Annotated in this window: 26 protein-coding genes; 12 read left to right on the forward strand and 14 right to left on the reverse strand. The window is 75.2% G+C overall.

Features of this window, described 5'->3' with window-relative positions; translation table 11 throughout:
• Window positions 1-40: 40 nt before the first annotated feature.
• A complete protein-coding gene (locus ACWFNE_RS12690; RefSeq protein WP_452122792.1) occupies window positions 41-901 on the reverse strand; it encodes an NAD(P)H-binding protein in 861 nt (286 codons plus the stop codon).
• Between the two features lie 86 nt (window positions 902-987).
• On the opposite strand from ACWFNE_RS12690, the gene ACWFNE_RS12695 reads away from it, so the two are divergent.
• On the forward strand, window positions 988-1,728 hold the full coding sequence (locus tag ACWFNE_RS12695; RefSeq protein ID WP_452122793.1) for a TetR/AcrR family transcriptional regulator: 741 nt from the start codon (window positions 988-990) through the stop codon (window positions 1,726-1,728).
• Between the two features lie 227 nt (window positions 1,729-1,955).
• Here the strand turns inward: ACWFNE_RS12695 and ACWFNE_RS12700 are convergent, their stop codons facing one another.
• From ACWFNE_RS12700 to ACWFNE_RS12710, 3 genes are all read right to left on the reverse strand, one after another.
• Window positions 1,956-3,560: an AMP-binding protein gene (locus tag ACWFNE_RS12700; RefSeq protein WP_452122794.1), complete on the reverse strand. Its 1,605-nt coding sequence runs from the start codon at window positions 3,558-3,560 to the stop codon at window positions 1,956-1,958.
• A gap of 143 nt (window positions 3,561-3,703) precedes the next feature.
• Complete coding sequence (locus tag ACWFNE_RS12705; RefSeq protein WP_452122795.1) at window positions 3,704-4,915, reverse strand: acyl-CoA dehydrogenase family protein; 1,212 nt, start codon at window positions 4,913-4,915, stop codon at window positions 3,704-3,706.
• A gap of 10 nt (window positions 4,916-4,925) precedes the next feature.
• Window positions 4,926-5,972 (reverse strand): phosphotransferase family protein, encoded by a 1,047-nt coding sequence (locus ACWFNE_RS12710; protein WP_452122796.1) that lies wholly within the window; start codon window positions 5,970-5,972, stop codon window positions 4,926-4,928.
• Window positions 5,973-6,123: 151 nt separating this feature from the next.
• Between ACWFNE_RS12710 and ACWFNE_RS12715 the strand changes: the two genes are divergently transcribed.
• Both ACWFNE_RS12715 and ACWFNE_RS12720 read left to right on the forward strand, forming a co-directional pair.
• A complete protein-coding gene (locus ACWFNE_RS12715; RefSeq protein WP_452122797.1) occupies window positions 6,124-6,693 on the forward strand; it encodes a PadR family transcriptional regulator in 570 nt (189 codons plus the stop codon).
• Window positions 6,690-8,135 carry an MFS transporter gene (locus tag ACWFNE_RS12720; protein WP_452122798.1) on the forward strand — a complete coding sequence of 482 codons (1,446 nt, stop codon included), beginning with the start codon at window positions 6,690-6,692 and terminating at the stop codon, window positions 8,133-8,135. Before ACWFNE_RS12715 ends, ACWFNE_RS12720 begins: the two co-directional genes overlap by 4 nt.
• A 39-nt stretch (window positions 8,136-8,174) precedes the next feature.
• Here the strand turns inward: ACWFNE_RS12720 and ACWFNE_RS12725 are convergent, their stop codons facing one another.
• Window positions 8,175-8,582, reverse strand: a complete 408-nt coding sequence (locus ACWFNE_RS12725) for an acyl-CoA thioesterase (RefSeq protein WP_452122799.1) — start codon at window positions 8,580-8,582, stop codon at window positions 8,175-8,177.
• Window positions 8,579-9,229, reverse strand: coding sequence for a QsdR family transcriptional regulator (locus ACWFNE_RS12730; protein ID WP_452122800.1), 651 nt, complete (start codon window positions 9,227-9,229; stop codon window positions 8,579-8,581). The genes ACWFNE_RS12725 and ACWFNE_RS12730 overlap by 4 nt, the downstream gene beginning before the upstream one ends.
• Before the next feature lie 123 nt (window positions 9,230-9,352).
• Between ACWFNE_RS12730 and ACWFNE_RS12735 the strand changes: the two genes are divergently transcribed.
• The 3 genes from ACWFNE_RS12735 to ACWFNE_RS12745 all read left to right on the forward strand — a co-directional run bounded on the left by ACWFNE_RS12735 (window position 9,353) and on the right by ACWFNE_RS12745 (window position 12,596).
• Window positions 9,353-10,726, forward strand: a complete 1,374-nt coding sequence (locus ACWFNE_RS12735; RefSeq protein WP_452122801.1) for an acyl-CoA dehydrogenase family protein — start codon at window positions 9,353-9,355, stop codon at window positions 10,724-10,726.
• A 73-nt stretch (window positions 10,727-10,799) separates the two neighbouring features.
• Entirely contained in the window at window positions 10,800-12,023 is a 1,224-nt protein-coding gene (locus ACWFNE_RS12740; RefSeq protein ID WP_452122802.1) for an acetyl-CoA C-acetyltransferase, read from the forward strand.
• Window positions 12,024-12,251: 228 nt separating this feature from the next.
• On the forward strand, window positions 12,252-12,596 hold the full coding sequence (locus tag ACWFNE_RS12745) for a hypothetical protein (protein ID WP_452122803.1): 345 nt from the start codon (window positions 12,252-12,254) through the stop codon (window positions 12,594-12,596).
• Between the two features lie 75 nt (window positions 12,597-12,671).
• Here the strand turns inward: ACWFNE_RS12745 and ACWFNE_RS12750 are convergent, their stop codons facing one another.
• The 4 genes from ACWFNE_RS12750 to ACWFNE_RS12765 all read right to left on the reverse strand — a co-directional run bounded on the left by ACWFNE_RS12750 (window position 12,672) and on the right by ACWFNE_RS12765 (window position 16,073).
• On the reverse strand, window positions 12,672-13,133 hold the full coding sequence (locus ACWFNE_RS12750) for a MaoC family dehydratase (RefSeq protein WP_452122804.1): 462 nt from the start codon (window positions 13,131-13,133) through the stop codon (window positions 12,672-12,674).
• Window positions 13,130-13,885, reverse strand: coding sequence for a 3-oxoacyl-ACP reductase FabG (fabG, locus tag ACWFNE_RS12755; protein WP_452122805.1), 756 nt, complete (start codon window positions 13,883-13,885; stop codon window positions 13,130-13,132). The genes ACWFNE_RS12750 and fabG overlap by 4 nt, the downstream gene beginning before the upstream one ends.
• Window positions 13,882-15,153, reverse strand: coding sequence for a zinc-binding dehydrogenase (locus ACWFNE_RS12760; protein WP_452122806.1), 1,272 nt, complete (start codon window positions 15,151-15,153; stop codon window positions 13,882-13,884). Before ACWFNE_RS12760 ends, fabG begins: the two co-directional genes overlap by 4 nt.
• A gap of 179 nt (window positions 15,154-15,332) precedes the next feature.
• Window positions 15,333-16,073 carry a hypothetical protein gene (locus ACWFNE_RS12765; RefSeq protein WP_452122807.1) on the reverse strand — a complete coding sequence of 247 codons (741 nt, stop codon included), beginning with the start codon at window positions 16,071-16,073 and terminating at the stop codon, window positions 15,333-15,335.
• Between the two features lie 182 nt (window positions 16,074-16,255).
• Between ACWFNE_RS12765 and ACWFNE_RS12770 the strand changes: the two genes are divergently transcribed.
• Window positions 16,256-18,118 (forward strand): carboxypeptidase-like regulatory domain-containing protein, encoded by a 1,863-nt coding sequence (locus ACWFNE_RS12770; protein WP_452122808.1) that lies wholly within the window; start codon window positions 16,256-16,258, stop codon window positions 18,116-18,118.
• A 111-nt stretch (window positions 18,119-18,229) separates the two neighbouring features.
• On the opposite strand, the gene ACWFNE_RS12775 is transcribed toward ACWFNE_RS12770, so the two are convergent.
• Window positions 18,230-19,531, reverse strand: a complete 1,302-nt coding sequence (locus ACWFNE_RS12775) for a family 16 glycosylhydrolase (protein WP_452122809.1) — start codon at window positions 19,529-19,531, stop codon at window positions 18,230-18,232.
• 240 nt (window positions 19,532-19,771) lie between these two features.
• Here ACWFNE_RS12775 and ACWFNE_RS12780 point away from each other — a divergent pair, with 240 nt between their 5' ends.
• A complete protein-coding gene (locus ACWFNE_RS12780) occupies window positions 19,772-20,959 on the forward strand; it encodes an NAD(P)/FAD-dependent oxidoreductase (protein ID WP_452122810.1) in 1,188 nt (395 codons plus the stop codon).
• A 42-nt stretch (window positions 20,960-21,001) separates the two neighbouring features.
• Here the strand turns inward: ACWFNE_RS12780 and ACWFNE_RS12785 are convergent, their stop codons facing one another.
• Window positions 21,002-21,232: a hypothetical protein gene (locus ACWFNE_RS12785; protein WP_452122811.1), complete on the reverse strand. Its 231-nt coding sequence runs from the start codon at window positions 21,230-21,232 to the stop codon at window positions 21,002-21,004.
• Window positions 21,233-21,301: 69 nt separating this feature from the next.
• On the opposite strand from ACWFNE_RS12785, the gene ACWFNE_RS12790 reads away from it, so the two are divergent.
• Complete coding sequence (locus ACWFNE_RS12790; protein ID WP_452122812.1) at window positions 21,302-21,754, forward strand: SMI1/KNR4 family protein; 453 nt, start codon at window positions 21,302-21,304, stop codon at window positions 21,752-21,754.
• Window positions 21,755-22,156: 402 nt separating this feature from the next.
• Here the strand turns inward: ACWFNE_RS12790 and ACWFNE_RS12795 are convergent, their stop codons facing one another.
• On the reverse strand, window positions 22,157-22,540 hold the full coding sequence (locus ACWFNE_RS12795) for a VOC family protein (RefSeq protein ID WP_452122813.1): 384 nt from the start codon (window positions 22,538-22,540) through the stop codon (window positions 22,157-22,159).
• Between the two features lie 270 nt (window positions 22,541-22,810).
• Here ACWFNE_RS12795 and ACWFNE_RS12800 point away from each other — a divergent pair, with 270 nt between their 5' ends.
• The 3 genes from ACWFNE_RS12800 to ACWFNE_RS12810 are packed head-to-tail and all read left to right on the forward strand — an operon-like array spanning window position 22,811 to window position 24,774.
• Entirely contained in the window at window positions 22,811-23,485 is a 675-nt protein-coding gene (locus ACWFNE_RS12800; RefSeq protein WP_452122814.1) for a YceI family protein, read from the forward strand.
• A 21-nt stretch (window positions 23,486-23,506) separates the two neighbouring features.
• Complete coding sequence (locus tag ACWFNE_RS12805; RefSeq protein ID WP_452122815.1) at window positions 23,507-24,016, forward strand: sigma-70 family RNA polymerase sigma factor; 510 nt, start codon at window positions 23,507-23,509, stop codon at window positions 24,014-24,016.
• Complete coding sequence (locus tag ACWFNE_RS12810) at window positions 24,013-24,774, forward strand: anti-sigma factor family protein (protein WP_452122816.1); 762 nt, start codon at window positions 24,013-24,015, stop codon at window positions 24,772-24,774. Before ACWFNE_RS12805 ends, ACWFNE_RS12810 begins: the two co-directional genes overlap by 4 nt.
• Here the strand turns inward: ACWFNE_RS12810 and ACWFNE_RS12815 are convergent.
• Window positions 24,758-26,056 (reverse strand): ion channel protein, encoded by a 1,299-nt coding sequence (locus ACWFNE_RS12815; RefSeq protein ID WP_452122817.1) that lies wholly within the window; start codon window positions 26,054-26,056, stop codon window positions 24,758-24,760. The genes ACWFNE_RS12810 and ACWFNE_RS12815 overlap by 17 nt on opposite strands.
• Window positions 26,057-26,598: the final 542 nt, after the last annotated feature.

The following is a 26,598-nucleotide window of genomic DNA, read 5'->3' on the forward strand; positions in this document are numbered from 1 at the left end:
CCACGTCGTCGGCCCGCGTCGCGTCGTCCGCCCGGCTGCGTCAGGCCGCGGCGATCGCCTCCAGCACCGCGCGCACGGGCGTGGGGCGGCGGCCGAGGAGCGTCCCCAGGGTCGGGTCGGTCGCGTCGAACTCCCCGCGGCGCGCCGCCCGGTACATGCCGAGCGTGAAGTCCGCTGCCGCGGCGGGCATGCCGCGCTCGACGGCCGTCTCCTTCCACTGCTCGTCGCTGACGACGACGCGGCGGACGGTGCGGCCGAGGACCTCGCTGAGCTCGATCGCGACAGCGGCGAGGTCGAGCGACTCGGCGGCGGTCAGCGGCGGGGTCGCGCCGTCGAGCAGGCCCTCCTCGGTGAGCGCGAGGGCGTCGACTGCGGCGAGGTCCGCGTGCGCGGTCCAGGACACCGGTCCGTCCTCGGGCGCGACGACCAGCCCGGTCTCCAGGGCGTCCCCGAGGAAGAAGCGCAGGGAGTCGGCGTAGAACCCGTGGCGCAGCGCGGTGAACGGCACCCCGAGCCCGGCCAGGTGCGCCTCCGTCGCCGCGTGCGTCGCCTGCGGGGCGAACAGCGAGCTCGCCGACGCCGCCTGGTGGCTCGTGTAGAGGATCCGTGCGGCGCCGGCGGCGTGCGCGGCGTCGACGGCGGCCCGGTTCGCGTCGACGGCCCCAGCGCCGCGGATGGCCGCGGAGACCACGAGGACCTGCTCCGCGCCCTCGAAGGCGTGCCGCAGGCCGGCGGGGTCGGTGAAGTCGCCGGCGCGGACGCGGACGCCACGCTCGGCGAGGCCGGCGGCCTTCGCGGGGTCACGCACGCTGACCCCGACGGTGTGGGCGGGCACGCTCTCGAGCAGGCGCTCGACGATCTGCGAGCCGAGCTGACCGGTCGCGCCGGTGAGGACGATCATGACGACACCTCTCGTCGAACCACTGGAACTCTCAGAACGTTATCACTGGAAATCCAGTGGAACGGTCCCAGCGTTACCCTCGGTTCATGACTGCCGCGCCCGACCCCGCGCCCGACCCCGCGCCCGACCCCCGCGACGACACGCGGGCGCGCATCCTCGACCACGCCCAGCGCCTGCTGCGGGAGGACGGTGCCGCCGCCGTCACCACGCGCGCCGTCGCCTCGGCGGCCGGCGTGCAACCGCCGACCCTCTACCGCCTGTTCGGCGACAAGGACGGGCTCGTCGACGCGCTCGCGGAGCACGTCATGGCGGCCTACGTCGACACGAAGGCCGCCACGGCGCGCGGCGCGGCCGGCGACGCCGTGGCGGACCTCCGGGCCGGGTGGCGCACGCACGTGGAGTTCGGCCTGGCGAACCCGGAGCTGTACCGCCTGCTCGCCACCCACCGCGGACCCGGTCCGTCCCCGGCCACGGTGCGGGGGATCGAGGTGCTGCGGGCCCGCGTCCACGCGCTCGCCACCGCCGGGCTCCTGCGCGTGAGCGAGGAGCGCGTGCTCGCGATGATCCACGCGGCCGGGAACGGGACCGTCCTCGCGCTCCTGGAGGTGCCCGCAGCCGAGCGGGACACCGGCCTCGCGGACGCGATGCTCGACGCCGTGCTCGCGAGCGTGCTCGCCGTAGCCCCCGCCGCGCCTGACGCGACTACGAGCACCGTCGCCGTGACCTTCGGCACCGTGCTGGACGACCTCCCCGGGCTCAGCGACGCCGAGCGGGCCCTCATGGCGGAGTGGCTCGCGCGGTCCGTGGAGCGCCTGCAGGGCGCGTGACGGCGGGTCGCGGTACCGCTCCTGGCCGATCGAGCGGTGCTCGCGCGCCCGGCGGACGCGCGCTCGGTGGACTCGTGCCCGGCGGACCCGTGGTCAGCGCCCCTCCGGCTCCGCCCCGTACTCCGCGTCGGTGACATGCTCGCCCCAGACGGCGGCGTCCGACGACGCTACGGCGCGCGCCCAGGCGCTGACAGGCCCTGGCGGAACGCCCCTGCGGGGGGCACCGCTCAGCCCGGCACGTGCTCCGCGGCCGGCGCCGAGTACTGCGCGACGAGCTCGCGCTTGAGCACCTTGCCCGAGCCGCCGAGCGGCAGCGTCTCGACGAGGTGGACCACGCGCGGGTACTTGTACGCGGCGATCCGCTCGCGCGTGAAGTCGACGACCTCCTGCGCGGTCGCGGTGCGGCCGGGCATGAGCACGACGGCGGCGTGGACCTCCTGGCCGTGCGCCTCGTCGGCGACGCCGAACACCGCGGCCTGCGCGACGGCGGGGTGGCGCACCATCGCGTCCTCGACCTCGCTCGGGTACACGTTGTAGCCGTTGCGGACGATCATGTCCTTCTTGCGGTCGACGATCGTGACGATGCCCTCGGCGTCGACGGTGCCGAGGTCCCCGGTCCGGAACCAGCCGTCGACCACGGCCGCGGCGGTCGCCTCGGGGTTGCCGAGGTAGCCCTTGAACAGGTTGTGGCCGCGCACGACGACCTCCCCGAGCTCGCCCGGGCCGAGCAGCACGATGCGCTCCTCGACCTCGGAGTCCGCGATCTCCACGTCGACGCCCCAGAGCGGCCGCCCGACCGTGCCCGGGCGGATGGGCTCACCGACGTAGTTGAACGACACCGTCGGCGCCGTCTCCGTGAGCCCGTAGCCCTCGTGCACCTCGGCGCCGAACTCCCGCGCGAACGCCTCGAGCAGCGCGACCGGCAGCGCGGCGCCGCCCGAGACGGCGTACTTGAGCGGCGGCCGGTCGGGCGTGCGCGCGGCGGCCTGGACCATGCCGAGGAACATCGTCGGGACGGCCGTGAACACCGTGGCGCGGTGCTGGACGAGCAGCGCGAGCGCCTCGTCGGCGTCGAACCGGGGGAGCAGCACGATCGCGGCGCCGCGCCGGAACGCGGTGTTGAGCACGGCCGACTGGCCGAACGTGTGGAAGAACGGCAGCCCGCCGAAGACGACGTCGTCGGGCCGGATGTCCGCGGTGTCGAGCAGCGTGACGTGCACCTGCTCGACGAGGGCGAGGTGCGAGGCGACCGCACCCTTGGGGCGGCCCGTCGTGCCGCTCGTGTACAGGACCGTCGCCGGCGCGAGCGGGTTGACCGACGCGTACGTGCGGACGGGCTCCGCGGCGTCCGCCTCGTCCTCGAGGCGGGGGGCGGGGACGGCGGCGACGTGCGCGTCCGGGACCAGGACCGTCACGACGGGGACCCCGGCCGCCGCCGCGGCGGGCAGCGCCTCGCCGAGCATCGGGGCCGCGGCGACGAGCAGCACGGCGTCGCTGTCGCCCAGCACGTACTCGATCTCCTGGGCCTTGAACAGCAGGTGCACGGGCACCACGACCGCGCCGAGCGAGAGCACCGCGTAGTAGACCCGCGCGAAGTCCGGCACGTTCGGCACGAGCATCGCGACCCGGTCGCCCGGGCCGACGCCGCGCGCCCGCAGCGCACCCGCGTACGCACGGGTGCGGTCCCACAGCGGGCCGTACGTCAGCGCGGCGTCACCGACGTGGAACGCGACCCGGTCCGGGTGGCGGCGGGCGGTCTCGGCGAGGATCGCGGCGACGGACAGCGTGCCGTGGCCGGGGCCGGTGAGGATCGGGTCGAGCTCGGCAGTCATCTCGGGGTCCCTTCGCGTGCGGTGACGTCGGTGTCTTCGGCGGGGAGGTGCGGGGCGAGCGGTGCGGCGGAGCGTCCGGGCCGGGGGCGTCGTGAGGACGGGACGACGACGGCACCCCTGGCCCCGGGGCGTCGTCGTCCCCGTCACGTCGGGCGGGGCCGGAGCTCCGCCTTCCCGAGGGAGGAGAGGTGGACCTCGTCGGGCCCGTCGGCGATCCGCAGCGACCGCGCCGCGGCGTACATCGCGGCGAGCGGCTGGTCGTCGGAGAGCCCGGCCGCGCCGAACACCTGGATCGCGCGGTCCACGACCTGCTGCACCGCGCGGGGGACCGCGATCTTGATCGCCTGGATCTCCGTCATCGCCGCGCGGTTGCCGACCGTGTCCATGAGCCAGGCCGTCTTGAGCACGAGCAGGCGCAGCGCCTCGACCTGGATGCGCGACTCCGCGGCCCACTCCCGGACGACCCCCTGCTCGGCGAGCGGCCGCCCGAACGGCGAGCGGGACGCGGCGCGCTCGCGGGCCAGGTCGAGCGCCCGCTCCGCCATGCCGAGCGCGCGCATGCAGTGGTGGATGCGCCCCGGTCCGAGCCGCGCCTGCGCGATCGCGAACCCGTCGCCCTCGCCGCCCAGCAGCGCCGACGCGGGGACCCGCACGTCCTCGAACGCGATCTCGGCGTGCCCGCCGTGGTCCCGGTCGTCGTAGCCGAGCACGGTGAGCGGGCGCACGACGCGCACGCCCGGGGTGTCGCGCGGCACGAGGACCATGCTCTGCTGCCGGTGCCGCGGCGCGTCGGGGTCGGTCGCACCCATGACGACGAGCAGGCTCGCGCCCGGGTTCATCGCGCCCGTCGACCACCACTTGCGGCCCGTGACCACGAGGTGGTCGCCGTCGCGGCGGATGCGCGTGGCGATCTGCGTGGCGTCCGACGACGCGGCGCCGGGCTCGGTCATGCAGAACGCCGAGCGGGTCTCGGCGGCGAGCAGCGGGTCGAGCCAGCGCTCCTGCTGCTCGGGCGTGCCGAACTCGGCGAGCAGCTCCATGTTGCCGGTGTCGGGCGCCGCGCAGTTCGTCGCGACAGGCCCGAGGCGCGGGCTGCGGCCGAGCGCCTCCGCGACGGGTGCGTACTGGAGGTTCGTCAGCCCGGCGCCGCGCGGCCCCGGAAGGAACAGGTTCCACAGGCCCTGCGCCCGGGCGACCTCCTGCAGCTCGCGGACCACCGGGCGCGGGCCCCACTCGCCGGGCGTCGCGGTGACCTGCGCGTCGAGCACCGGCTCGGCGGGCAGGACGTGCTCGTCGAGGAACGTGCGCGTGCGCGCGAGCACGTCCCGGGTCCGCGCGTCGTACGCGAAGTCCACGTCCGCCCCCTCAGCTCGCGCCGTCGAGGCGCGCGAGGCCCTCGCCGGCCAGGGGGAGGACCATCGCGCCGATCGCGTCGAAGCCCTCGCCCACGGTCTCGCCTGCGCGGTACCGGAAGTGCACGCCCTCGAGGATGACCGCGAGCTTGTAGGCGGCGAACGCCCGGTACCAGGAGAGGTCCGGGACGGACGAGCCGAGCCGCGCGGCGTACGCGTCGGCGAGCTCGGCGAACTCCGGGTAGCCCGCGGCGGGGTCGACGGCGCTGGGCGTCAGGCCGTCGGGCGGCGCGATCCGGCGGATGTCCCAGTACAGGCCGAGCATCCCGAGGTCGACGGCGGCGTCGCCGAGCGTGGCCATCTCCCAGTCGAGCACCGCCGCGACGTGCGCCCCGCCCACCCGGGAGACGAGCGCGTTGTCGAGCCGGTAGTCCCCGTGCACGAGCCCGGTCCGGACCGTCGCCGGCACGTGCTCGCGCAGGCGCTCCTGCAGCGCGTCGAGCGCGGGGAGGTCGCGCGAGCGGGAGCCGTCGTACTGCCGGCCCCAGCGGTGCAGCTGGCGGCCGAGGTAGCCGTCGGGGCGGCCGAGGTCGGCGAGCCCGACGGCCGCGGGGTCGAGGCTGTGCAGCTCGGCGAGCAGCCCGGCGAGCTCGAGGCTCACGGCCCGCAGCTCGTCCGGCGTGTACGACGCGTTCTGCGCGGGGTCGGAGATCGCCGTGCCCTCGACCCGCTCCATGACGAAGAACGGCGTCCCGGTCCCGGCGCTGCCGTCGGTGTCGTCGACCAGGTCCACGGTCGCGGGCACGGGGACGCGGGTGCCGCCGAGCGCGTGGATCACGCGGTGCTCGCGGGCCATGTCGTGCGCGGTCTCCTGGACGTGGCCGAGCGGGGGCCGGCGCAGCACGAGCGGCACGCGCGCGCCGTCGACCCGGTACGTGAGGTTGCTGCGGCCGCCCGCGAACAGGGTCGCGCGGAGGGGCTCGCCGGTCGCGAGGTCGGGGTGCGTGCGGCGGAGCCAGGCGTCGAGTCGGCCGACGTCGAGGCCGGGCAGGGTCGCCACGCACACCACCTCCTCGCCGGCAGGGCGTCGATGCCCGCTCGAGAGCAGCATACCGGACGGTCGGTACGGCCGGAACCGAGCGGTCATGCGCGACACGGAGGAAGAGCACCGCTGGCTAGTCGTGCGCAACTACTCGTGCGAGAGTATCTTGGTGTCCTCCATCCGTCTGTTCATCCTCGGCTCCCTGCGCGAGCGAGGACCCATGCACGGCCACGCGCTGCGGCTCCTCGCCGAGCAGGAGCACATCGACGAGTGGACCGACTTCGGAGCGGGAGCGATCTACGGTGCGATCAAGCGCCTCGCCACGGACGGGCACATCGAGGAGCTGCGCGTCGAGCGCGAGGGGAACTACCCCGCGCGGTCGGTCTACGGCCTCACGGACGCAGGTGCTCGGGCGCTCGTGGAGCTGCGCCGTGACGGGCTCGAGACCCTCGTGCTGCGCCCCGATCCCGTCGACCTGGCGCTGGTCCGGCTGGACCCCGAGAACCTCGACGCCGTGCGGCCGACCCTCGAGTCGCGACTCGCCGAGCTGACGTCACGGCGCGACGCGTGGAGCGCACGCCTCCCCGAGATCCGCCACTACCTCTCCGTCATGGAGGCGCACGTCATGCGCCACCGGCTCTTCCGCCTCGAGGCGGAGATCGACTGGCACGAAGAGCTGCTCGCGGCACTGCCCGAGATCATCGAGGACGAGAAGTCCAGGACAGGAACCCCCTCATGACCACCACCGGAACCCCGTCTGCCGTCATCCCGAGGACGACGTGGCTCGCCCTCGTCGTGCTGCTCGCGGGCATGTTCATGGCCCTGCTCGACACGACGATCGTCAACGTCGCCCTGCCGACGATCCGCGAGTCCCTCGACGCCTCCGAGGCGACCCTGTCCTGGATCATCTCCGGGTACGCGCTGGCGTTCGGCCTCGCGCTCATCCCCGCCGGGCGCATCGGTGACCGCTACGGCCACAAGTGGGTGTTCTTCACCGGCCTCGCGATCTTCACCGCCGCCAGCCTGGCGTGCGGGCTCGCGTCCGACAGCGTGCACCTCATCGTCGCCCGCGTCGTGCAGGGGGTCGGCGGCGGCATCTTCGTGCCTGCGGTGACCGCGTTCATCCAGCTGCTGTTCCCCCCGCAGGTCCGCGGCAAGGCCTTCGCGATCATGGGTGCCGTCATCGGCGTCTCGTCCGCGCTGGGCCCGATCGTGGGCGGGCTGCTCATCGAGGCGCTCGGCGACGAGAACGGGTGGCGGTGGATCTTCGCCGTGAACCTCCCGATCGGCGTGGCCGCCCTCGTCGCTGCCGCCGTCCTGCTGCCCGCGGGAGCGGAGGGCAAGACGACGTCGGCCGACCTGGTCGGTCTCGTGCTGGTCAGCGCGTCCCTCGTGGCGATCCTCGTCCCGCTCATCCAGGGCCAGGACGCCGGCTGGCCGCTGTGGACCTTCCTGTCGATCGGCGGCGGGGTGGTGCTCCTCGTGCTGTTCGCCCTCTGGGAGCGGCGCGTCGCGGCCGGCGGCGTCGAGCCCCTCGTCCCGCCGCACCTGTTCTCGCACCCGGCGTTCACGGGCGGGGCGATCCTCGCCCTGGTGTTCTTCGCCGGGTTCACCAGCATCTTCTTCACGATCTCGATCCTCTGGCAGGCCGGCCTCGGCCACAGCGCGCTCGCCTCCGGCCTGGTGTCCATCCCGTTCGCCGCGGGAACCGTCGTCGGCGCCTCGCAGAGCGACCGGCTCGCCGCGCGGCTGGGGCGCACGGTCCTGGTCATCGGCGCCGGGCTGCTGGCCGTCGGCCTGATCGCGCTGTACGCGGTACTGCTGATCGTGCCTGCGGCCGACCTGACGAACTGGGACCTGCTCGGTCCGCTCCTCGTCGCGGGCCTGGGCTCGGGGTTGTTCATCGCCCCGAACGCGCGGTTCATCGTCGCGACCGTCGACCGCTCGGAGGCGGGCGCCGCGAGCGGAGTGATCGGGGTCATGCAGCGCATCGGCTCCGCGATCGGGATCGCGATCATCGGCAGCGTGCTGTTCGGCAACCTCGGCGAGATCCGCGGGCCCGCCGACGTGGCGGAGGCGTTCGGCCAGGGGGCGCGGCCTGCCCTCGCGGTGAGCGCCGCGTTCGCGGTCGTGGCCTTCGCGCTCGTCTTCGCGCTGCCCAAGCGGGTGTCGCTGCACTGACGGCCCCGGGGTCCGGCGCCGGGGCCGGCACGGGCCGGCTCAGACCACCAGCTCCCGCTCGATCGCCGCGCGGATCGCCTCGGGGATCGGCGCCGGGCGGCGCGAGCCGCGGTCGACGAACACGTGCACGAACCGCCCGGTCGCGATGGGCTCCGGCTCGTCCGCGCGCAGGATGCCGAGCTCCCACGTGACGCTCGTGGTCCCGACGCGGCCCGCGCGCAGGCCGACGGCGAGCGGCTCGGGGAACGACGCCGGGGCGCGGAAGTCGCACGACGAGGAGACGCACAGGGCGATCCGGTCCCCGTCGAGGGGGTCGAGGCCGGCGCCGATCATCCAGACGTTGACGGTGGTGTCCATCGCCTCGTAGTAGACGGTGTTGTTGACGTGCCCGTACTGGTCGTTGTCGTTCCAGCGGGTCGGGAACGGCGCGCGGTGGCCGTAGGTCATCGGGGCTCCTCAGGGCGCAGGACGAGGTCGAAAGCGGCGCGGGCGCGCTCCGCGCTCGGTGCGTCGCCCGTGATCAGGTCGGCGTACGTGAACGACTCCGAGACCCGCACGAGCAGGTAGGCGAGGTCGGCCGGGGCGATGTCGCGCCCGAAGGGCCGCACCCCGAGCTCCTGGCGGACGAGCTGCTCGACGACGGCGACGTACCGGCGCTGGATCTCGCTGCCGTTGGTCGTGAGCAGGCGCAGGGCCCGCGCGGGCTCGCGGCGCAGGAACGACCGGAAGTAGCCGGCGGTGATGAGGTCGTGCGCGAACGACGTCAGGACGGCGACGACCCGGTCGGCGCCGGAGCGGCCGTGCGTCGCGGCGTCGGCCTGCTCCAGCGTCGGGACGGCGAGCGACCAGAGCACCTCGGAGAGCAGCGCGTCGCGGTTGCCGACCCAGCGGAACAGCGACGTGCGGTCGACGCCGAGGCGGGTCGCGAGCCGGCCCATGTCGATGCGCTCGCCGGCGATGAACGTCTCGCGCGCGAACCGGAACGCCCGGACCGCGTCCTCGTGGGCGCCGTCCTCGAGCCGCTCGGACAGCCAGGACGGCGCGACCGCGGTGCCGACCCGCGCGAGCGTGCTCCGGTGCGTGGGGACCGTCATGCGCCGCACTCTAATCCCGGCCGCCGCGGGGGTTGCAACATTCTCGCGAATGATGCAACGCTGACGGCGGGACGCGTACGCACCGGGGCGTAGCGCGCCGGTCGACGACGATCGAGGGCCGACATGACCGACACCGCCACGACGGACCACACCACGGCGGACCACGCCGCCACGGACAGGGGAGCGGACGGCGCCGCGACGCACGACGCCGCAGGCGCCGCCGCGACGCCCGCCGCGCACGACGCCGGCGCGACGCACGACACCCCAGGCGCCACCGCGACCGGGACCGCCGCACGCGACGCCGGCGCGTACCTCGCGCCCGGCACCGACCGCCTCGCCGCCGACTTCTACGCGTTCCAGGACGAGCTCACCCCGGTCGAGCTCGAGGCGTCGCTGCGCCTGCGCGACTTCATGGAGCGCGAGGTCCGGCCCATCGCCACCGACTACTGGGACCGCGCCGAGTTCCCGACGCAGATCATCCCGGGGCTCGCCGAGCTCGGGATGTTCGGCGCGAGCTGGCCCGAGACCCAGCGGTTCGAGAACAGCGCCGTGTGGCGCGGCTGGGCGGCGCTCGAGCTCGGCCGGGTCGACCCGTCGACCGCGACGTTCGTCGGCGTGCAGAGCGGGCTCGCGATGAGCTCGATCGCGATCGGCGGATCGCCCGAGCAGCGCGCGCAGTGGCTGCCGCCCATGGGCCGCGGCGAGCTCATCGGCGCGTTCGGGCTCACCGAGCCGCTGTCCGGCTCCGACTCCTCCAAGGGCCTGCGCACGACCGCCGAGCGCCACGGCGACACGTGGGTCCTGAACGGCGCCAAGCGCTGGATCGGCAACGCGACGTTCGCGGACGTCGTCGTCCTCTGGGCCCGTGACGTCGCCGACGGCCATGTCAAGGGGTTCCTCGTGCGCCGCGGGACGCCCGGCTTTACGACCACGAAGATCGAGCGCAAGCAGGCGCTGCGGATCGTGCAGAACGCCGACATCACGCTCGACGGGGTCCGCGTCGACGAGGCCGACCGGCTGCCGAGCATCCACTCGTTCCGCGAGGTCGCGCTCGTGCTGCGGCTCACGCGCGCCGAGGTCGCGTGGCAGGCCGTCGGCGTCCAGGTCGGCGCGTACGAGGCGGCGGTGCGGTACGCGGGGGAGCGCCAGCAGTTCGGCCGCCCGCTCGCGTCGTTCCAGCTCGTGCAGGACCGCCTCGCGCAGTGCCTCGGGAACATCACCGCGAGCATCGCGCTGTGCCTGCAGGTGTCGCGGCTCCAGGACCAGGGCCGGCAGGGCGACGAGCACGCAGCGCTCGCCAAGGGGTTCGCGACGAGCCGTATGCGCGAGACCGTCGCGTGGTGCCGCGAGCTGCTCGGCGGCAACGGCATCGTGCTCGAGCACGGGGTCGCGAAGTTCTTCGCCGACGCCGAGGCCGTCTACTCGTTCGAGGGCACGCGCGACATGAACAACCTCATCGTCGGCCGCGCGATCACCGGCGTCGGCGCGTTCGTCTGACCAGCCCGCACCGCCGTCGCCCCCGACGCGTCGCCCGCCCGCACCGCCGCCGCCCACGAGAGGACCGCCCGCCATGCCCGAGGCCTACGTCGTCGCCACCGCCCGCTCACCCATCGGCCGCGCGTTCAAGGGCTCGCTGCGCAGCCTGCGCCCCGACGACCTCGCCGCAGCGATGGTCCGCGCGGCGCTCGACCAGGTCCCCGGGCTCGATGTGACGCGCGTCGACGACCTGCTGCTCGGCTGCGGGATGCCCGGCGGGGAGCAGGGCATGAACATGGCGCGGGTCGTCGCGGTGCTGCTCGGGCTCGACACCGTGCCCGGCGCGACCGTGAACCGGTACTGCTCGTCGAGCCTGCAGACCACGCGCATGGCGTTCCACGCGATCAAGGCCGGTGAGGGCGACGTGTTCGTGTCCGCGGGCGTCGAGTCGGTCAGTCACGCGGCCCGCGGGTCGAGCGACCACGTCCCCGGCGAGGACCTGACCAACCCGGTGTTCGCGGAGGCCGTCGCGCGCACGGCCCGGTCCGCCAAGGGCGGCAGCACGTGGCACGACCCGCGCGACGACGGCGAGCTCCCCGACGTCTACGTCGCGATGGGCCAGACGGCCGAGAACGTCGCGCAGCGCACCGGCACGACCCGCCGCGACCAGGACGAGTACGCGGCGTCGAGCCAGAACCGCGCCGAGGCCGCGGTCGCGAGCGGCTTCTGGGAGCGGGACATCACGCCGATCACGCTCGCGGACGGCACGGTCGTCGCGCGCGACGACGGTCCCCGTGCGGGCGTCACCGTCGAGGCGCTCGCCGCCCTCGACCCCGTGTTCCGGCCCGACGGCACCGTCACCGCCGGCAACTGCTGCCCGCTCAACGACGGCGCCGCCGCGGTCGTCGTCGTCAGCGACCGGGTCGTCGACGAGCTCGGCCTGACCCCGCTCGCGCGCATCGTCTCGACCGGCGTGAGCGCGCTGTCGCCGGAGATCATGGGCCTCGGGCCCGTCGAGGCCAGCCGGCGGGCGCTCGCGCTCGCGGGCCTGTCCGTCGGTGACATCGACCTCGTCGAGCTCAACGAGGCGTTCGCCGCACAGGTCCTGCCGTCCGCACGCGAGCTCGGCGTCGACCTCGACCGGCTCAACGTGCACGGCGGCGCGATCGCCGTCGGCCACCCGTTCGGGATGACCGGGGCCCGGATCACGAGCACGCTGCTGCACGGCCTGCAGGAGCGCGACGGGACGCTCGGCCTCGAGACGATGTGCGTCGGCGGCGGCCAGGGGATGGCGATGGTGCTCGAGCGCGTGGGTTGACGCGCGGCGCGCGGGACCCTCACGTCGTCGTCGCGCCCTGGAGTGACGGGCGGCCCGGCGAGCAGTTCCTCGCCCCCCGGACCGGCGTGGCCGAGCTGGCCGTCCGGTCCCGACGGCGCGGACCGACGCCACCGTCACGCGCCGCCCCGGACGTCCACCTCCTCGTCGTGTGCCGCGTGCTCGCCACCGGCACCCCTGTCGACCGGCGCCGGGTGGCATGCTCACGGGATGCCGTCCTTCGTCGCGTTCGCCGCCCGCGCCAACGCGCTCGTGGCCCCCCTCGTCACCTCACGGCGACTCGGCTTCCTGGTCCGGGGATGGCTGACGGTCGTGACGTACACCGGCCGACGCTCCGGACGCGTCATCAGCACACCGGTGGGCTACCGGCGCCGGGGCGACGTCGTCGAGATCCCCGTCGCGATGCCCGACACGAAGACGTGGTGGCGCAACTTCACCGGCGACGGGGCGGCGCTGACGCTCGTGCTGGACGGTTCACCGCGCGCCGGTCACGCCGTCGCCGCCCGCGACGCCCGGGGCACTGCGCTCGTCACGGTGACGCTCGCGCCCCGGTAGACCGACCCCGCGGGCCACCGGCAGGGCGCCGTCGCGGCAAGCTCCCGCGGCGAGAGCCGTCGCGCCGGCGCGGAGTCAGGCCGGCACGAACAGCGCGATCGTCCGCGCCACGAGCGCGGGGCGCGGCGCACCCTCGATCTGGACGGTCACGGTCGACGACACGCGTACGCCCTGCGCGGTCGGCTCGGCGCTCTCGACCACGGTGCTCGCCCGCACGCGCGACCCGGCGAGCACCGGCTGGAGGAACCGCACGCGGTCGAGCCCGTAGTTGACCACCATCGCGGTCCCGCCGACGTCGAGCAGTCCCGCGGTGAGGGCCGGGATCAGCGCGAGCGTGAGGAAGCCGTGCGCGACGGGCCCGCCGAACGGCGACTCGGCGGCGGCGCGCTCGGGGTCGACGTGGATCCACTGGTGGTCGTCGGTCGCGTCGGCGAACAGGTCGATGCGCCCCTGGTCGACGACGCGCCACGCACCCGTGGCGGTCTGCCCGACGGCGCTGCCGAGGTACGCGGGCGAGGTGACGGTGATGGCGGTCATGCGCGCGGCCCCCCGGCGACGTAGAGCACCTGGCCGGACACGTAGGACGCGCCCTCGGAGCAGAAGAACGACACCGCGGCGGCCACGTCCTCGGGCTGCCCGACGCGGCGCACCGGCACCTCCTTCGCGGCCGCGGCCAGCAGGTCGGCGTAGGGCACGCCGGTGCGCTCGGCGACGGCGCGCATCATGTCGGTCTCGATCACGCCGGGCGCGACGGCGTTGACGGTGACCCCGAACGGCCCGAGCTCGATCGCGAGCGTCTTGGTGAACCCCTGCATCCCGGCCTTCGCGGCGGCGTAGTTGGCCTGGCCGCGGTTGCCGAGCGCCGACGTGCTCGAGAGGTTGACGACCCGCCCCCAGCGCGCCTCGACCTGGTGCTGCTGGACCGCCCGGCTGACGAGGAACGCTCCGCGCAGGTGCACCGAGAGGACGGCGTCCCAGTCGTCGGCCGACATCTTGAACAGCAGGTTGTCGCGCAGGATCCCCGCGTTGTTGACCAGGACGGTCGGCGGCCCGAGCTCGTCGGCGACGCGCGCGACCGCGGCGGTGACCGCGGCCTCGTCGGCGACGTCGGCCCCGAGGGCGAGCGCGGCGCCGCCCGACTCCCGGATCGCGGCTGCGGTGGCCTCGGCGTCGGCCTCACGCAGGTCGAGCACCGCGACCCGGTACCCGTCGGCGGCGAGCCGGCGGGCGGTCGCGGCACCGATGCCGCGGGCGGCGCCGGTCACGAGGGCGGTGCGGGCAGTCGTCACGGGGTGGTCCCTTCGTCGAACGTGAGGAGCTGGCGGAGCTCGCCACCGGCCGCGAGGCGGTCCATGGCGGGGTCGAGGTCGTCGAGCGTGACGCGGGAGGAGACGAGCCGCTCGAGCGGGAGCCGGCCGGCGCGCCACAGGTCGACGTACGCCGGGATGTCGCGCGCCGGGACCGCGGACCCGAGGTAGGAGCCGACGACCGTGCGGGCCTCGGCGGTGAGCGTGAGCGGCGAGACGGCGGCGCGGGCGTCGGGGGACGGGAGTCCGACGGTCACGGTGGTGCCGCCGGGGGCGGTCAGGGCGAGCGCCGTCTCGAACGCCCGGACCGAGCCCGCGGCCTCGACGACGACGGGTGCGCGCACGCCGCGGTCGAGCGCGTCGGCGGGGCTGTGCGCGGCCGCGGCGCCGAGCTCCCGGGCCGTCGTGAGCTTCTCGGGGACGGGGTCGACCCCGATCACCTCGTGGCCGAGCGCCACGGCCACGAGCAGCGCGGCCATGCCGACGCCGCCGAGCCCGACGACGACCACCGTCTCCCCGGGCCGAGGCCGGCCGGCGTTGACGACCGCTCCGCCGCCCGTGAGCACCGCACAGCCGAGCAGCGCCGCGACCTCGGGCGGGACGTCGGGGTCGACCCGGACGACCGACATGCGGCTGACCACGGCGTGGGACGCGAACGCCGAGACGCCGAGGTGGTGGTGCACGGGGGAGCCGTCGCGGTGCAGGCGCGTGCCGCCGCCGACCAGGGTCCCGGCGGCGTTGGCCGCGCTGCCCGGGCCGCACGGGAGGCGGCCGTCGGTCGCGCACGCGGGGCACGCGCCGCAGCGGGGGAGGAAGGTGAGGACGACGCGGTCGCCGAGCGCGAGGTCGCCGCCGGCCCGCGGTCCGCCGGTGAGCGGGCGGCCCGGCCGGCCACCGGGCGCGTCGTCCAGCCCGCCGCGGCGCCCGTCGTCCAGCCCGGCGCCCAGCCCGCGGCGGCGCCCGTCGTCCAGCCCGGCGCCGGGCCCGGCGCCCGGCTCAGGGCCGAGCCCGTCGCCGAGCGCGGTGACGATCCCGGCGGCCTCGTGGCCGAGCAGCATCGGCACCGGGCGGGCACGGCTGCCGTCGACGACGGACAGGTCCGAGTGGCACACGCCCGCGGCCTCGATGCGCACGAGGACCTCGCCCGGTCCGGGGTCGTCGAGGTCGAGGCGCGAGACCGTGAAGGGGCGCGACGCGGCGAACGGCGGGGTGCTGCCCGTGCGCTCGAGCACGGCTCCGACGATCTGCACGCGTGACCTCCTGCCGGCGTCGCCCTCGACGCTCCGAGACATACCGACTGCCCGGTATGTGCGACCCTACCGCACACGCCGCCGCCCGAGCGAGGTCCGCGCGGCGCCGGGCACAGGCGGCTGCGCACTCCGACGCGACACGGGTACGGCCGCCGCCGGGTCGGCGCGTCGGCCCCGGCTCAGCAGCCCGCGACCTCGTACCCGCACAGCAGCTCCCACGCCTGCTGCGCCTGCGCCACGGTCGCCGTGCGGGCGTTCCCGACCGTGCGCTCGCCGCCCTCGCCCGAGACGAGCGTCACCGCGCTGCCCCGGCGCGTGACCGCGAGGTAGGTCCCGAGCCCGGAGTCGTCGCCCGGCTCGTAGTACCAGGTCGCGAGCCCGTGGCCCTGCGCCCCGACGGCCACGGGCTCGACCGCGTGACCGCCGCCCGAGCCGCTCGTGTCGACGCACGTCCCGAGCGCCCCGACGAGTCCCGTGGCCGCCGCGACCGCGTCGTCGGCCGTCGCGAACGCCGCGACCTGCTGGACCCCGACCACCGTCTCCTCCGTCCCGTCGCCGTGCGCGTGCGTGCGCATCGCGGTCGCACCCGCCGGCGCCCCGACGTCACCGCACGAGTCCGGGACGCGCCACGGCTCGACGGTCGTCGACTCCGCGAACGCCTCGGTCGACGACTCGAACACCGCGGCCGGCAGCAGCACGTCGGCGGCGACGTCCACCGGTGTCGTCGGCTGGACCGTGGCCTCGGGCGTGGTCGACGCGACGGGCTCCGCGGACCGGCTCGGGCTGCCCGCGGGTGCGGCGCCGCCGGTCGTGTCGTCCGCGGTGCAGGCGGCGGCGGTCACCGCGAGGGTCAGCGCCAGGAGCACGCTCCGCGCGCGGGCCGGGACTGCGGGGGACGTCGTGCGTGCCGCGTGGGTCATGCGGGTCCTCTCGTGCTGCGCTCGGGTTCTCGCGTCCTCGGACCCCGCGACGCCGCCGGGGCGAGGGCCGCCGCTGTCGGCCGCCATCCTGCCAGCGCCCCACGTATCTCGTCGGCCGCCCGCGCGTCCGAGAGACGAGCGCACCGGACCAGGACGCGCGCCGCACCGAGGGAGAGATCGACATGGCCTACGAGATCCGCGGAGCCCTGTGGGGCACGCTCTGCGCCGACCACCGCGAGCCGCTCGCCGGCGTCGAGCTGCGGGCGTACGCGTCGACCGGCGAGCGTGCGACCGAGCAGGCCGTCGCCGACCCGAAGGAGACGTTCCGCGAGGTCACCGAGGGTGCGCGAGGCGACGCGCCCCTCGCCGTGGCGCGCGTCGAGGAGTCCGGACGGTACGCACTCACGATCGACGACGACCGCTACCAGGGCGGCCCGCTCGACCTCGACCTCGTGGTGCGGACCCCGCCCCGGCCGCGGTACGAGCCCGACGCGCCGCCGCGCCACGTCGCCGTGACCACGCTCCAGCCGCGGTGGCGGCGGACCGAGAACGGGTTCCTCGCGGTGTGGGAGTACGCCCTCCCGGCCCGGTTCTGGTGTCGCATCCTGGCGTGGTTCGGGATCTGGACGATCAGCGGACGCGTCACGACCTGCGCCGACCAGCGCCCGGTCCCCGGTGCCGTGGTCTCCGCGTTCGACGCCGACTGGCTCCAGGACGACCCGCTCGGCAGCGCCACGACCGACGCCGCCGGGCACTACGTGATCACCTACCTCGCAGCCGACTTCCGCCGCACGCCGTTCTCCCCGTTCGTCAACGTCGAGCTCACCGAGGGACCGGACGTCTACGCGACCGTGCGCCTCGGCGGCCAGCCGGTCCTGACGGAGACGCAGGCCGACGGCCGCAAGCCCGGCCGGCAGAACGTGGGGCACTGCTTCTGCCTCGACCTGTGCACCGACCAGGTCACCGGCGACCCCGGGACCGTGCCGCACTGGCAGCAGGTCGAGGTCTTCGACATCCACCCCGGCAACGGGCAGCCCGGGTCGACGTTCGACGCGCTCGGGTACGCCGACCCGGCCGGCGGCGCGTACGTGTTCGGCGGGACGGTCACGCTGCGCGGGAACTGCCCGCTGACGGACGTCGGTACCGGGCACCCGCTCAAGTACCGGTTCCTCGTCGGGGAGTACACGTGGGCCGGAAGCGGCGCGGAGGACCCGGCGAACCCGCCGACGGTCGTCCCGGCGACGCTGACGCCGGTGACCACGCAGGTCACGCCCGCGCTGGTCGGCTACGTCTTCTACACCGACGGGAACGGCGCGCCGCAGTCCGCGCCGGTCCACGTGAGCGCCGCGGACCTCGGGGTGGCGGACGGGTTCGTCACGCTCCTCGGCAAGGCGGTCACGGTCCCGATGTACGACCCGCCCGGGGCGACCGCGGTGGTGAACGTGACCACGTCGAACTTCCTGCGCACGTTCGAGCTGCTCGAGCTCAACACCGCGGCGTTCACCTCGCTGCACCCCGTCAAGAAGCCCGGGGGGCTGCCGCTCGGGCACGCCGGCGAGACGCTGCCGGCGAACGAGCAGGAGCCGGTGCGCCGGTACCGCGTGGCGTTCGAGGTGCGCGACGCGAGCACCGACGGGGTGCTGCACACCGACCAGCTCGACTCGATCGTCTTCGACAACTCCGCGGTCGTCGCGGCGCTCGACCTCGAGGAGCTGCGCCTCAACGCGTGCAACCCGCTCTCCGGGGCGACGACGATCCACGTGCTGCACACCGTCGACCACCCGCACCTGAGCAGCTTCTCGGTGACGATCACCAACAACGGGGGGACGGTGCACGCACCGCCGCAGACCCCGTCGGGTGCGTTCACGGCGGGCGTCTACACGTTCCGGGGCGGCGCGAGCGGGCCGCACAACGGCACGAGCACCGGGGGAGTCCCGATCGACGTCTCGGCCGACCCGGCGTGCGCGTACGCCGTCAACCTGAGCTGGGTGACCCGGCGCTACCTCGACTCCCCGCAGCAGCTCCAGCGGCTGTACTGCCACTGACGGGCGAGAGCCCTGACCGGACGACCCCCACGGGGGGGACGAGGGCCGTCCGGTCAGGAGTCGTCCCGGGGCGTCAGGTGCTCGACGCCCCGGTGGTGGCGGTGCGCGCGCTCAGAACGTCCACTGCTGGTTCGCCGCGCCGTGGCAGTCCCAGATGTTGAGCTTCTGCCCCTCGAAGACGGGGTTCCCGCCCTTGGCGTCGAGGCACCGGCCCGACTGCGGGTTGCGCAGCGTGCGCGCCGCCGAGTCGTACGTCCACTTCTGCGCGTTGGTGCCGTTGCAGTCCCAGAGCTGGACCGCGGTGCCGTTGGCCGTCGCGCCGCCTGCGACGTCCAGGCACTTGCCGAGGGCACGGATCGTGCCGTCGGAGCCGCGGGTCCACTGCTGCGCGGCGTTGCCGTTGCAGTTCACGACCTGCGCGGGATTGCCGTTGTGGGTCTGGGCCCACGGCACGTCGAGGCACAGCGAGCTCGCGACGCGGATCGTGCCCGTCCCGGTCGGGAGCGCGCCACCGCCGCCGCCCCCGCCGCCGCCACCGGTCGAGCCGTTGTCGTAGACGCGGACGTAGTCGATCTTCATCTGCTGCGGGAACTGCGTGGTCCCGTCGGGGTAGCCGGGCCACTGGCCGCCGACCGCGAGGTTGAGGATGAGGAAGTACGCCTTGTCGAAGACCCACTGGTTGGCCCCGACGCTCGCCCGCGTGACCTGGTGGTAGCGCTGGCCGTCGACGTACCAGGTGATCGTGCCGGGGGCCCAGTCGACCGCGAAGGTGTGGAAGTCGTCGGCGAACGACCAGCCCTGCGGGTGCTGGTAGGTGCCGGTGATGCCGGCGCCGCCCGAGTACCCGGGGCCGTGCACGGTGCCGTGCACGCGGTGGGGCTCGTAGCCGACGTTCTCCATGATGTCGATCTCGCCCGAGCTCGGCCACGACGTCGCGGGGAAGTCGGCGCCGAGCATCCAGAACGCCGGCCAGATGCCCTGGCCGCGCGCGACCTGGATGCGTGCCTCGACCCGGCCGTACCTGACCTCGAACTTGCCGTTGCTCTGCAGGCGGGCCGACGTGTACGAGCCGTCGCCCTCGCGACGCGCCGTGATGACGAGGTTGCCCGCGCCGTCGAGCGCCGAGTTGGCGCGCGACGTCGTGTAGTTCTGCAGCTCGGCGTTGCCCCAGCCGCCCGCTCCGGTGTCGTAGCTCCACACGGAGCCGTCGGGCGCGGAGCCGGACGCGCCGTTGAACTCCTGCGACCAGATGACGTCGCCGACGGCCGCGGGGGCGGCGCCGAGGGCCGGAGCGGGGCCCGCGGCTGCGGGCAGCGTGCCGGTGAGGGTCGCGGCGCCGGCGGCGACGGTCGCGAGCGCGGCGGTGAGCCAGCGGCGTCGGGTCGTCCGGGGTTCGGGGGGCGCGAGCTGCATCGTCCGTCTCCTTCAGGTCCGCACGGGACCGGTCGGATCGTCCACCCGTTCGCCGTCCGCGGTGCGGCGTCGCACGGGAGGGCCGGGGCGTCGTCGTCCCGGCGGAGCGAGGCTATGGGTTACTGACCAGAAAGTACATACCCGGCACCACGGGACGAAGGCCCCAGCGCGCGCCGGTGCGAGGCGTCTCCTACCGTGGCTCGGGTCCCCGTCCTCGACCCCACGGAGCGTGGTTCGGTCATGAGCCCCCACCGCCACCACGACGTCCTGATCGTCGGCGGCGGCAACGCCGGCGTCTCGCTCGCCGCGAAGCTGCGCCGCGACCGGTGCCGCGACGTCGCGGTCGTCGACCCCAAGCAGACCCACGAGTACCGGCCCCTGCTGTCCTGGGTCGCGGGCGGGTTCGCGACGCTCGACGACCTGCGCCGCCCGCAGGCCGACGTGATCCCCGACGGCGTCCGCTGGTACCCGGACCGCGTCGTCGCGATCGAGCCCGAGCGCTCGCTCGTGCGGCTCGCCGGCGGCGAGGAGCTCACGGGCACCGACCTCGTGATCTGCCCCGGGTCCCAGGTCGACTGGGACGCGATCCCCGGCTCGGAGGCCGCCGTCGCGACCCCGCACGCCTCGACCAGCTACCTGCCCGAGCACGCGCCGGACACCTGGACGATGCTGTCGTCGCTCACCTCGGGCCGCGCCGTCTTCGTGATCTCCGACCGGCACGTCCCCTGCGCCCCCGTCGGGCTCAAGCCCCTGTTCCTCGCCGCCGACCACTGGCGCGCGACCGGCGTGCTCGGGGACGTCGAGATCGAGCTGCTCGTCGAGGCCGACCGGCTCGTCGACCTCGACCGCGCCGACCGCGAGCTCCGCGCCGCCGCCGAGGACCTCGGCGTCCGGGTCCGCACCGCCACGACCGTCGAGTCCGTCGACCCCTCGGCGCGGACCCTCCGGGTGCGCTCGGCGGGCGGCTCCGAGGACCTGCACTACGACGCCCTCTACCTCGCGCCGCCGCACCGCGCGCCCGACTGGGTGGGCGGGCTCGACGCGCCCGGCAGCGACGGGTTCGTGGCGGTCGACCCGCACACGCTCCAGCACGTCACGTACCCGACGGTGTGGAGCCTCGGCGACGTCGCGACGGTCGACGCGCTGCCCTCGGGCGGTGCGCTGCGCAAGCAGGTTCCCGTCGTCGCGCACAACATCGCCGCACGCCGGACGGGCGCGCCGATGCGGCGCTACGACGGGTACTCGATCGGGCCCGTCACCACGTCGCGCTCGCACCTGGTGCTCGCCGAGTTCGACCGCGAGCGCCGCCCCGAGCCGACCGTCCGGTTCCCCGACCTCGTCCGCCCGCGCCGCAGCACGTTCCTCTTCGACCGGTACGTCGAGCCGCAGGTGTACTGGCACCGGCTGCTTACGGGCCACGTGTCCTGAGGCGGCGGTCGCGGCGAGTCCGAGGCCTGCCGGGCCAGCGCCTCAGGGCCGCCCGCGCCGCGGCACGTCACGTCCGGGTTCCTCGACGACCGGCAGCCGCGCGAGCCACCCGCTCGACACGGCCGCCGGCATCGGCGCGGAGTACGTGCGTCCGTCGCCGCCGGGGATCCGCACGGACCCCGGGACCACCGACCCGAACATGACCCCGACCCACCGCAGCACGGCCGGCAGCCGTGGCCGCTCGACCCACGCCCCGGTCAGCACCGACTCCACGACCGCCACGGTGTCGCGCCGCAGGACGTCGACCTCAGCCTCGTGGCGGGCTGCAGTAGGTTCGTTCGCGTGGAGCCGACGGACGACGGGCGGGGCTGGGCCGGGACGCGGGAGCGGGTCCACCGGCTGCGAGCTGCCGACCGTGACCTACGGGGCTTCGGTGCAGCGTCCCACCGGCTGGTCCTCGCGCCCGCCCTGACGGAGGCGCAGGTGGACGACGCCGAGCGCCGACTCGGGATCCGGTTCCCCGAGGAGTACCGGTCGTTCCTGCTCGAGGTCGGATCCGGCGGTGCCGGCCCGGGCTACGGCCTGACCACGCTCCGTGACGGCGACGACGGGTGGGCGTGGGAAGGTGACGGCAGCGCCGGCGCCCGGCTCGACCGGCTGCACGTCCCCGCCCGAGCCGTCGACGAGCTCCGGGCGCTCCAGGCGGCGGTCCCCGAGATCGGCCCCCTGCCCGAGGACTTCCCGACCGTCGCCGCGTGGGAAGCCGCCTCGGCGGCCTGGGAGCGGGCGGACTAGGAGACCGTCGCGATCACGCGCGACGGGTCGGTCCCGCTCGGTCACCAGGGCTGCGGCTGGTACCAGTGGCTCGTCGTCTCGGGGCAGCACCGCGGCGAGGTGCGCGAGATCGGAGAGGGGACATACCACGTCGCCCCTGAGTTCCGGACGCACTACCTGCGGTGGCTGACCGGGGCCGAGCGGGAGGCCGGGTGCTGATCGTCGGAGCTCGCGCGGCATGACGAGACCGTCGCGGGCGGGCGACCTTGCCGGGACCGGCTACCCGCGACGTGCCTGAGCGGGTTCCTCCCGCTCGCCCGTGTCGCAGCATCACGCGAAGCGAAGGGAGCCGGCGTCATGTGAGTCTCCGACCGGCGGCCCGGGCACGATGCGTCCCGGCCCGCGCAGGACGGTCCGCGATGCTCAGCGCAGCGGCGAGGCGATCGCCCAGCGGTGCCCGAACGGGTCGACGAGCCAGCCGCGCCGCTCGTCGCCCTGGTCCTGCGGCTCCCGGTCCACCGTCGCACCGGCGGCGACCGCCCGTGCGTAGGTCGCGTCGGCGTCGGCCACGTCGATCACGACCGACGACGTGCTGTGGCCGAGCGTCCGCGGGGCATAGGCGCCGTACTGGTGGTTCTCGTCGGACAGGTAGAGCGGCTGGCCGTCGATCTCCAGGGCCACGAACCCGATCCGGCCGTCCTCCTCGTCGTACCGCTCGCCGCTCTCCGTCGCGCCGAACGCGGCGGCGTAGAACGCGATCGCCGCGGCGCCGTCGTGCACCGTCAGGTACGGGACCATCCGTGTCATCGTCCGCTCCTCCGCGCGCCGTGCACTGCCGTGCACTGCCGAGCGGCGCCGGTCGTCGCCGCTCCTCGTGACGCTAGGCCCTCACCCCACGTGAGGGGCAAGGGAGCGACCCGCGCGCACGGGTCGGAGCACGTGCCCGGTCCGACGTCCCCCGCGAGCCCACGGGCCACGCACAGACACGTGGTGAACCATCTGGGCCTGCGTCTCGTCTACCGGGTGGCGGCCTCGACCGGGTCGCGACGGGGGCGGACGGCGGCAGGAGGCAGGACGATGGACAAGCGCACGAAGGTGATCACGGGTACGGGGGTCGGTGTGGTGGTGCTCGCGGCAGGGCTGGTCGTGGGGCCACGGCTGTACGCGGACGCCGAGAACAGCCGGACCGAGGCGGCGCCCACGCTAACGGCGCCTGCCGAGACCGGGGGCGCGGCGGCGCCCGCCGCGACCGACGGCACGTGGACGGTCGGCGAGGGCTCGTTCGCGGGGTACCGGGTCGACGAGGTGCTCAGCGGCAACGACATCACCGTCACCGGGCGCACCGAGGACGTGACGGGCACGGTGACGGTCGAGGAGGGCTCGCTCACGGGCGCGACGGTCGAGGTCGACATGGCGAGCATCGCGACCGACGAGGCGCGCCGCGACGACTACTTCCGCGGCACCGCGCTGCAGGTCGACACGTACCCCACGGCGACGTTCACGCTGACCGAGCCCGTCGAGCTCGCCGAGGGCGCGACGAGCGCGCAGCTCGCGGGCGAGCTCACGATCCGCGACGTCACGCAGCCCGTCACGGTCGACGCGCAGATCGCGGCGTCGGGCGACGCGGTCCAGGTGATCGGCTCCGTGCCCGTGACGTTCGCCGACTACGGCGTCGAGGCGCCGAACCTCGGCTTCGTGAGCGTCGAGGACACCGGGTTCGTCGAGTTCGACCTGCGCCTCGCGGCCGGCTGACGGCGGGCCGACGAGCACCCCATGACCCCCGACGCCGACGCCGACGAGCTGCTGCGTGCCGTGCACGCCGCGCACGGCGCCGCGCTGCACCGGTACGTCGTGCGCCTCACCGACCCGGCGCGGGCGCAGGACGTGGTGCAGGAGACGCTGCTGCGCGCGTGGCGGAACCCCGAGGTGCTGACGCGCCCCGAGGCGTCGGTGCGTGCGTGGCTGTTCACGGTCGCGCGCAACCTCGTGGTCGACGACGTGCGCAGCGCGCACCGCCGGCGCGAGCTCACGACGGGGGAGGTGCCCGACGCCCCGACGGGCGACGGCACGCAGGCGGTGCTCGACGCGTGGCTCGTGGGCGACGCGCTCGACGGGCTGTCCGCCGAGCACCGGGCGGTCGTCGTCGGGGCCTACTACGGCGGCCGCTCGGTCGCCGAGCTCGCCGCGGAGCTCGGCATCCCGCCCGGCACCGTGAAGTCCCGTCTGCACTACGCGCTGCGCGCCCTGCGGCTCGCGCTCCAGGAGAGAGGGGTGACGTCATGACCGCCGACCCGTACCGCGAGTGGGACGCCGCGTACGTGCTCGGAGCGCTCGCGCCCGACGAGCGGCGCGAGTTCGAGCAGCACCTCGCGGGCTGCCCGGCGTGCCGGGAGGCGGTGGGCGACCTCGCGGGGATGCCGGCGCTGCTCGGGATGGTGCCGGCGGACGTAGCCATGCCGGCCGCGCCCCAGAGCGGCTCCGCCGTCGACCTCCGTTCGGCCGGGCCGGGCGCGTCCGGCGACGCGGACGACGAGTCGACGTCGACGCTCGTGCCCCTCGCCTCGCTCGCGCACGCGGCGCAGCGGCGCACCCGCCGCCGGCGCACGCTCCTCGCGGCCGCCGCCGCCGGGCTGGTCGCGGCGAGCGGCGTCGTCGGGGCGGTGACGGCGCAGCTCGGGGACGACGGGCGCGCGCCCGCGGTCGTCGCGGAGGCGGCGGCGCGGACCGTGACGCTGACCCCGGTCGGGCAGTCCGGCGTGAGCGCCGACCTGACGCTCGCCCCGGCCCGCTGGGGCACGCGGCTCGACTGGTCGTGCGAGTACGAGGCGGCCGAGCTCGCTGTCGGGGTCTACGAGCTCGTGCTGGTCGACGAGGCGGGCGAGCGGACCGTCGTCGCGACGTGGACCAGCACCGGCTCGCGGGTCGCCGCGGGGCTCGGTGCCTCGTCGGCCGTCCCGCTCGACGGCATCAGCCGGGTCGAGCTCGGCGTCGTCGGGCTCGACGTGCCGCTCGCGTCGGCGGAGGTCACGACGGACGCGTGACCGGGTGCGCGGCCGGCTCCGAGGGCACGATCAGCGCCGGGCGGTTCGTCACGACGAGCCAGGCGGCGAGGGTCGCGAGCAGCAGCGGGATGACGAGGTCGACCTGCGGCACCACCGCGGCCGCGATGAAGATGGCGAGCCAGCCGTTGCGGGTGACGGCGACGACGATGCCGACGACCGCGGCGCCGACGGCGAGGGCCAGCGGCACCGCGTCCCAGGCCTGGTGCACGGCGAACCCGACCGCGACCCCGACGAACAGCCCGGGGAAGATCCGCCCGCCACGGAACCCGGAGGTCGCGGCGACGAGCATCGCCAGGAGCTTGATGCCGGCGACGGCCAGGAAGCCGAGCGCCGTCGTGGTCGCCGCGAGGCCGGGCAGCTCCTGCATCTGCGTGAGGCCCTTGAACAGGGTGACCTCGCCGCCGAGGGCGCCCAGCAGGCCGAGGACGAGGCCACCGGCGCCGAGCATGAGGACCGGGTGCCCGAGGCGGTGGAACAGCCGGTGCGCGGGCACGAACAGGTACACCGCGGCGAGCCCGAGGAGCGCGGCGCCGACCGCGACGGCGACGGCGAGGCCGAGATCGGGCAGACCCCCGTACGTGTAGGCCGGCACGGAGACGGACAGCGTGAGGTCCTCGAGCTGCAGCATCGTCAGCGACCCCGCGGTGGCCGCGACCAGCGGTGGGAACAGGCGGTCCCACAGGGGGATGCGGCGGTCGCCCGCGTCGAGCTCCGAGAACACCAGGGCAGCCGCGATCGGGGTGCCGAACAGCGCGCCGACCGTCCCGGCGACGGCCATCGCCAACCAGATCGGCGCCCGGACCCTGGGGAGGAACCTCATCCCGAGCGCGACCGCGAGGCCGACGTTGACGCCGATGACGGGGTTCTCCGGGCCGAGGCTCACGCCGCCCGCGAGCATGAGCACGAGGGCCAGGGCCAGCCCGGGCAGCACGCGCAGCGGCAGCGGGTCTGCGACGAGGTCGATCGTCGCGGGGTCCGGCCCGGCGTGCCCGGGCGCGTAGCGCACGACGAGGCCGACGAGCAGCCCGGTCGCCGTGAGCACCGCGGCGATCCACGGCGCCGAGTCCGACGCCAGCCCGACCGCCGCGCTCGCGTCGTCCCAGACCCAGTGCTCGATCACGCCCGCCAGCCGGCTCAGCCCGACGAGCGTCAGGGCCGACCCGACCCCGACGACCACGGCAGGGGCGGTCAGCCGGACGAGGTCTCCGACCGGGACCCGGAACGGCGGGTCGGCGACGACCGCCGGTGCGTCGTGGGTCATGGCACCTCCTCGTCCTCCGCGGACTTCCCCGACGTGGGCACGGCGACCTCGGGCCGCCCGCCAGGTCGTCTCCCCGTCGAGACGCGGGCGGCACCCTTCGCACCACCCGCTGATGCCTCACGCTGTCGGCCGCGGGTCGCGGGGTCGTCACCCCGACGGGGTGATGCCCGGTCCTGACCCGGAGCCACGGCTGTTGCACGTCCAGCCCGCGCGGTGCACCATCGAGGGCCGGACGCTGCGTGCTGAGCAGCGGCCGCGTCGTCGGTGGAACGGGGAGCGAGCGGATGCTGGGCATCGCGGGATGCGGGGTGGCCGCCCTGGCCTGCTCAGGCGCACCCGGGAGCCTCGTCACGCACGTCTGACCCCGAGCACGGCACACGCCGGTCCACCGCCCACCCCGGGCGGCCGACCGTGCGCGCCGTGCCCCGGTGAGGGCTGCGGGCGGGGCCGGCCCCTGCCCCGCCACCAGCCGCCCGCCGCCCGGTCACCCGGGTCGCGGACGCGTCGCCGTGCACCGTCCGGTGCGCCGGCCGGTGGCCCCG

The organism is Cellulomonas sp. NPDC055163, assembly GCF_053607065.1.